Raw genomic sequence first — 6,246 nt, 5'->3', positions numbered from 1 at the left:
TTCGGGAGATGATAAGTACTGCAGAACATTATATCATATGCATAATGGGAGAGAGATATCTCCCATTATTTGAAAATATTGATGTTTCAGCGCCGCTCACCCTCTACCTCATCTCAAATAATCCAAACATATCCCAAATCGTTGAGGAAAAATTAGGCAAATTAAGTACATCTGTAATATATGTCCCAATGTCAGGTATAAACAAATTAGCGTTTCCTCCACCGAAAAAGAAGAAATTGGTAGAATTTACTGATTTTGACAATATATTTGAAATAATAGTCGATGATAAAGAGACACTCTCAATTCCTCCGTTACGGATGAACAAGCTCACCGGTTTGCATTCAAGTACCGATTTTATGATATATATGGCGATTGACAGAATGGAAGCGATATCAGGATTACTGATAAAACCCCCTGAAAAAAAGAAAAACAGTAGATTGCATCCTAAACCAAAATGATTCCTGTCATTATTCAGCAATTTATCTACAATTTAAGCCCAGATTTATAGTTAAATGCTTTTTGGATTGAAGATATATTTCCATTCACTTCGGTCGAATCTCTCCACTTGTTGGTTGCAGCAGGCTTTTTCCAGTCGTTAACATACGCATCTTTTTTAGAACCACTTGGTTTTTTATCGCGGGCCTCCATAATATCTCCTGCAAAATTTGTTTTCACAATACCATTTGCATAATCTTCATGAGAATTCGAATCAGGAGTAACTGCAATCTGGTAATTCATACCCGCTGAAGTACTGATACTCGAACCAACTGCTCTAACCTCCGCTTTTGTTGATATCTGCCCTTTATTAAGATTTAATACGTCACTTTGCGCTTCAACAACATTTTCAAACATGGGATTATGGATGAGGTTAGTATCGCTAAAAACACACGCTACACTCTCTGAAGTATTACTGGTATAATTCCCTCGTACATCAAGAATAAGTGATTCGGCTCCTACGAGATGTGAACCGCTCGAACCTGCATATGTCATGACCTTTTCTGATTCAAGGTTGTACATCTTATCCCTCATCATATTAGATGAATCAAAACCGATATTCTTGACTACACTAATATCTCCCCCATTGGACAGGACCGAATCTACATAGACTACTGTTGAGATAATCTCTCCTTTTCCAATAGATGTGTCAGTAGTACTCCCGTTTCTCACGGTTTGCCAATCCATTTTTGTCCCTACATCTACTGTTGCGATAGCGTCTATCTGTGTATCAATTGTGATCTGTTGAGTTTCTGAAACTGTTGATGGTAACCTGTCAGCACCAGATACTCCTATCAAACCACTCACCACTAAAAGAACCATTAAAAAAATTACCGGATGAAATAATTTTATCCTAAACCACATTCATCATAACTCCTGAATTGAATATCACGCAAATATCCGCTGCATAATGAAAAAACAGGCATTCCATTCCCAAAAATTATTGATTTGGGGTAATTACCGGATGAATAATATCCTCTGGATTTGAGGAGATCGCAGATTCACTTGAAAGGGGAAGAGAATCTTGATCATACGTGATCATGAGATCAGCCGAGTCACGCAGGTAATCCAGCTCAATAACCTCAACCTTCGTGACCGGCAGACCGGTTCTGTTCCTGATATCTGTAATCAGATCATCACGCCGATCTGCACGAACCAGTTCGATCCGCTCGTACCTGACCAGTTTACGTTCTTCATACCTGAATCCCCACTTCTTCTCAAGAATCCAGAGTACCAAGATAACCATCAGGTTTGACAGGACCAGGTTGACGTACTGACCACTACCATAGAGGATAGAGTTCAGGATCGGTAGAGCGATGATAACGAAGAGATAGGTCATCTCCCTGATCGGAACTGTATCGGTACGGTACCGCAGTACAGAAAATAATGCAAACAGCCCGAACCCTGCCCCTATCGAAAGTTCAACAGAGGTAAATAGCCCCATTATCAGGTAAACCACCACCGAGAAGGCCATGAACGTGAAGACATAGTCCTGTGCCCGGCGGTGAGGGTAATAGATCCCCCTGACTACGATCAGGGAGAAGGTGAGGTTTATCACCATTCCGGCGACAAACGATAATGCTTCAGTAATTAGCATCGTATTGATCCTCCATGCATCAACTTCTGGAGCAAACGGAGTGTCATGTTGAAGTTGTTATGTTTGATCAGGTTGCCATACAGGAGTGAAATCCCAATGCAGTATTTCGAGAATCCTTTTGGTTTCACCCGCATACGGGTCAGGTAGTCAAAGGCCGGTGAATCGGAGTGTTCACTGCTCCGTTTCAGTTCAGCAATCACGATCTCGGGAAATGCAAGATCTGCTGAATCTGAATGATACGTGAGATCTACATCCAGAGTGATACGCTCGGGATCTGTTGTTGAGACCATAGTGATACGTTTGTACTCGTTCACCAGAACCGGCTTGAGTTTTGAATAGTCAAAGGGAAGGCATGAACTGAAGAACTCACAGAGGTCAGCCCCGAGGTTTGTGATAAGTCCCTCGGTCTGAAGCCTGTGCTTGATGGTCCTGCCGGTGTTCTTCTTCTCCTTGACCTCAAGAAAGTTCAGGTCAGATCCGACATATGACCTGGTTCTTACTTTGTACCGCGGTTTGTTCCCGTTATGGTGAGTAAGGTAGAGACTCAAACGGGGTGAATCATAGTATGTTGTCGAGTATGTCTGGACTCGCTGTCCGTTAGCCTCAAAGACCCGGTACGTATCAGGGAGATGAGCAATGAGATCTTTCGCCTGCTCTGCTGTGAGCAGGTACTTGGACTCTTTGCGATCCTGCAGATTGGCATGTTCCATCTCTGTAAGACCAATCGACCTGAACCGGTCAAGGACAGTATCAAGGGGTTCATCCTTTCCGGTAGCCTGCTGTATGCCTTCCATTATGTCTCCTCCTGTTCTTCGAGGAATTTTTGTGCTGCTTCATACTGTGCTGCAGTGTGGGTAGTCAGTGAATTGAGCGATGTGGTGAAATCATCCGAACTCTTCAGATGAGTGTATCCTTCCTGCTCCCCGTCATCACCAACTACATACGGGCTGATGAGTTCGTGATTTTTGGTATAGATGGGTTCCATGCGTTCCGGATTAAATACGTCAGTGATTACCGCTGCAACCGCGTTCACATACTTCTCGTGATATTCCGGATCATCCATCAGGTACCTGATCAGAGGCCAGTCACTGGTGACATTGGCAAGACTGATATCCTGTGTTCCGCCGCCTGGTCCCATGCCGGTCATGTTCATTCCACCACCCATTCCTCCAGGCATCCCCATCGGGAAGGCTCCCGGAGTTGAGTTGCCAAAGTCACCGGTCACCTGGCCGAAAGGACTGTTCATTCCAAATGACCTAGGAGAGATGTTTCCTGCTGAGAAGTTTCCGAATCCCGGGGCTTGTCCTCCCATATCCATATCACCCATTGGCTCACTTCCATTCCGCAGGGCTAAGTTGTTATCCCAGGGAATCCAGGTTATCTGGCCGGTTGAGGGATTGGTATACAGGTAGAAGTTATGGGCCATCGAGCCGTATGTATCCCAATTCTGGATAACCGTGTTGGTTGCAAGCCAGGTAAGGAACTCATCTACATCAAAGATGGATTTAAGATCTGATCTCCATGCAGCAGGATCTGTGGTTCTCTTTTCAGAATTCAGAGCCGTGTAGAACTGTTTAAGATCGCTATAATCGTTCTTTTTCTTGTTTGTTTCCTTCTTAAAGAAACTGGAATTAAATGTACCGTTCCGGAAGGTTGCATCCATCTGACCTTTAGGCTTGTACAAATTTCCTGAATCATCTGAGAACTGGGAAGAGATCATGGTATCACCCACATCCTCAAGCATCGTGTAGAGACCGAAATATTCAGGCCCGTTGCCTTTGTCAATATATACCTGATAGAACGAGGCTTTTGGAGCAGGAACACCTGCATCACGGAAGATCTCTGTGACGACCTTATCCCTCATCAGGGAATTGTCACCATACCCGCTCTGAAGGTTCAGTTCATCAAATCCATAGAGAGTCTGTCCTTTTACTTCGGGGTACTCGTCTTTGAACTGATCACAGTCCAGTTTCAGAGAGATCTTGTATGTTCCTTCACGCCAGGATCCTGAGAGCGAACTGAATCCTTTGAATCTGATCCCTATATCAACAAGGGTCGTTCCATTCAGAGTCACCTGTGCAGGGACATATACCGGATTCGTATCAGTCATGCCAGGCATGTCCATCCCTTCAGACATCTCTCCAGGAGTGAAGTTTCCAGTCGGCATGGACATCGGGGTATCTTCTCCGAACTCACCATAAAGTTCAGTCATATTATCCAGCATCTTCTGCCAATTTTCAGAAGAAATTTCGATATCAATACGCTGGACTTGCTCTTCTGGGAATACTACGTCATAACTAGGTGGTTCAGATTTCGAAGCTGATACACTTTTTGAAGAATCAGAGGCTGTGTTTTTAACCGTGATTTCTGCTGCCTGTACTGCTCCAATCCAAATAGATAGGAGAATGACTAGCAGCAGCATCGTTCGTTTCAAAGAGAACACAGACAGTAATAGTTTTAAATTAGGGCACATTTATTGCGTAAACCTCTTTTTGAGTGTTTTTGATTTAATCTTACATTCATAGCAATTTAACTCAAAAGGATCGATTTAATCAATCCTTTCGCACCTCTATAGATTATAGAGATTACCGATAGAGCGTAGGTCCAATTAGTTGTTAAATATTTTACAACCTACCCATTGTATATCCTATCTGAAATTTAGATATCCGAATCAGAAATTTAATCTTCTATAATTAATCAATGAAACAATAATCAGGAAATATGGGAATAAAGGAATGGCTCATACCCCAGGATGAAGAGTTTTTTTCTCTTTTTGAAACTCATGCAAAAACGGTAGTTGCAGCCTCAAAAATTCTTGAAAAGATGATGAATAAGGAGATCGATGCAAGAGAAGCCCAAAAAGTGATCAAAGATCTGGAACATGATGGTGATTCAATAACTCATCAGATATTTAATGCTCTTAATCGCACATTCATCACTCCACTTGATCCTCTGGAAATCTCCCGGTTAGGAGCAGCATTGGATGATGTTCTTGACTATATTGATGATTCTGCTGAAAAAATTGTGAATTATAACATCATCGACTATGATCATGCAATGATTCAATTCTCTTCGATTATTCGTCGTTCTGCTGAAGAGATTGAGATTGGTGTAAAGTCGATTAGAAATCATACAAAACTGAGTGAGTGTGAGAATTGTTACATCGAGGTGAATCGGCTTGAAAATATGGCAGATGATCTCCTTTCTCACGCCACACGACATCTCTTTGAGTGCAAAGACCCAATCCGGATAATTAAATTCAAGGATGTATACGAGTGTCTTGAAATTTCAACAGATAAATGCGAAGATGTAGTAAATATCCTCTCATACATCTGTATCCGCCATGCGTGATATCCATGGAGCCGGTACTCATCTTTGGGATCGCGGTGGCGTTATGCTATAATTTTATAAACGGCCTGCATGATGCTGCGAATTCTATTGCTACCGTCGTTGCTACACGAGTGCTTACTCCGGTAAGGGCAATCTGTCTTGCAGCGTTCTTCAATCTTCTCGGTCCTCTCATTCTTACAACAGCCATTGCCGAAACGATTAGCAGGGGAGTATTTATTCCAGACTATCTTACTCTGGAAGTTGTAATAATCGGAGTAATCTGTGCGTCATTATGGACGCTTTTTACTGCATATGTTGGTCTGCCTGTATCCTCTGTTCACTCACTGGTCGGGGGATTAGTGGGATCTGCAATAGCATATGGCGGTGTTAGTGTTGTTATTCTGCCAAATTTTAGTGTTGTCGTTCAAATAATTGAGTTAGCGGTAATTGGAATGGTATGTGGGGCAGGTATTATGTATCTACTTGCATACTGGTTCAAAGATGAGAATCCCAATCAGTATATGCCGATAGGTGCATTTTTTGGATTTATTCTTATTATTCCTGCTGCAATTGCACTTCATTACCTGGTAATATCAGGAATTCTTAAAATCATTCTTTTTATTGTAATCTCTCCCTGCCTTGGTTTTCTTATCGCATTTCTTCTTGGTGCCCTGGTAACCAGGCTTTTTCGTAACGCTAACGCATCAAGTACTAACGGAATTTTTAACAAATTACAGATTGTGTCTGCTTCATTTTATAGCCTGGGTCATGGAAGCAATGATGGTCAGAATGCCATGGGGGTGATTACCACCATGCTCGTCCTC

7 protein-coding genes are annotated in these 6,246 nt (G+C 42.5%); 3 read left to right on the top strand and 4 right to left on the bottom strand.

Annotated features, from left to right (window positions below; translation table 11 throughout):
* Positions 1-458 (top strand): hypothetical protein (locus LUQ50_RS15210; RefSeq protein ID WP_300041160.1); only part of this gene is annotated, 458 nt, incomplete at its 5' end.
* 25 nt (positions 459-483) lie between these two features.
* On the opposite strand, the gene LUQ50_RS15205 is transcribed toward LUQ50_RS15210, so the two are convergent.
* From LUQ50_RS15205 to LUQ50_RS15190, 4 genes are all read right to left on the bottom strand, one after another.
* Positions 484-1,317 carry a hypothetical protein gene (locus LUQ50_RS15205; protein WP_300041158.1) on the bottom strand — a complete coding sequence of 278 codons (834 nt, stop codon included), beginning with the start codon at positions 1,315-1,317 and terminating at the stop codon, positions 484-486.
* A 118-nt stretch (positions 1,318-1,435) separates the two neighbouring features.
* Positions 1,436-2,092 (bottom strand): DUF4956 domain-containing protein, encoded by a 657-nt coding sequence (locus LUQ50_RS15200; RefSeq protein ID WP_300041156.1) that lies wholly within the window; start codon positions 2,090-2,092, stop codon positions 1,436-1,438.
* Positions 2,086-2,886, bottom strand: a complete 801-nt coding sequence (locus tag LUQ50_RS15195) for a polyphosphate polymerase domain-containing protein (protein WP_300041154.1) — start codon at positions 2,884-2,886, stop codon at positions 2,086-2,088. Before LUQ50_RS15195 ends, LUQ50_RS15200 begins: the two co-directional genes overlap by 7 nt.
* Positions 2,886-4,304 carry a CotH kinase family protein gene (locus LUQ50_RS15190; protein WP_300041153.1) on the bottom strand — a complete coding sequence of 473 codons (1,419 nt, stop codon included), beginning with the start codon at positions 4,302-4,304 and terminating at the stop codon, positions 2,886-2,888. The genes LUQ50_RS15195 and LUQ50_RS15190 overlap by 1 nt, the downstream gene beginning before the upstream one ends.
* A gap of 509 nt (positions 4,305-4,813) precedes the next feature.
* On the opposite strand from LUQ50_RS15190, the gene LUQ50_RS15185 reads away from it, so the two are divergent.
* Entirely contained in the window at positions 4,814-5,443 is a 630-nt protein-coding gene (locus LUQ50_RS15185) for a DUF47 domain-containing protein (RefSeq protein WP_300041151.1), read from the top strand.
* A 5-nt stretch (positions 5,444-5,448) separates the two neighbouring features.
* On the top strand, positions 5,449-6,246 hold a 798-nt coding region (locus LUQ50_RS15180), incomplete at its 3' end, for an inorganic phosphate transporter (RefSeq protein WP_300041149.1).

It is taken from the genome of Methanospirillum sp., from assembly GCF_028679455.1.
GTDB lineage: Archaea > Halobacteriota > Methanomicrobia > Methanomicrobiales > Methanospirillaceae > Methanospirillum.
This window is presented reverse-complemented; position numbering and strand designations above follow the sequence as displayed.

Bases quoted from the DNA above. Each gene is read 5' to 3' on its own strand.
- LUQ50_RS15185 (WP_300041151.1), top strand. From the start codon at position 4,814: ATGGGAATAAAGGAATGGCTCATACCCCAGGATGAAGAGTTTTTTTCT.
- LUQ50_RS15195 (WP_300041154.1), bottom strand. From the start codon at position 2,886: ATGGAAGGCATACAGCAGGCTACCGGAAAGGATGAACCCCTTGATACT.
- LUQ50_RS15200 (WP_300041156.1), bottom strand. From the start codon at position 2,092: ATGCTAATTACTGAAGCATTATCGTTTGTCGCCGGAATGGTGATAAAC.
- LUQ50_RS15190 (WP_300041153.1), bottom strand. From the start codon at position 4,304: ATGACTGAACTTTATGGTGAGTTCGGAGAAGATACCCCGATGTCCATG.
- LUQ50_RS15205 (WP_300041158.1), bottom strand. From the start codon at position 1,317: ATGGTTCTTTTAGTGGTGAGTGGTTTGATAGGAGTATCTGGTGCTGAC.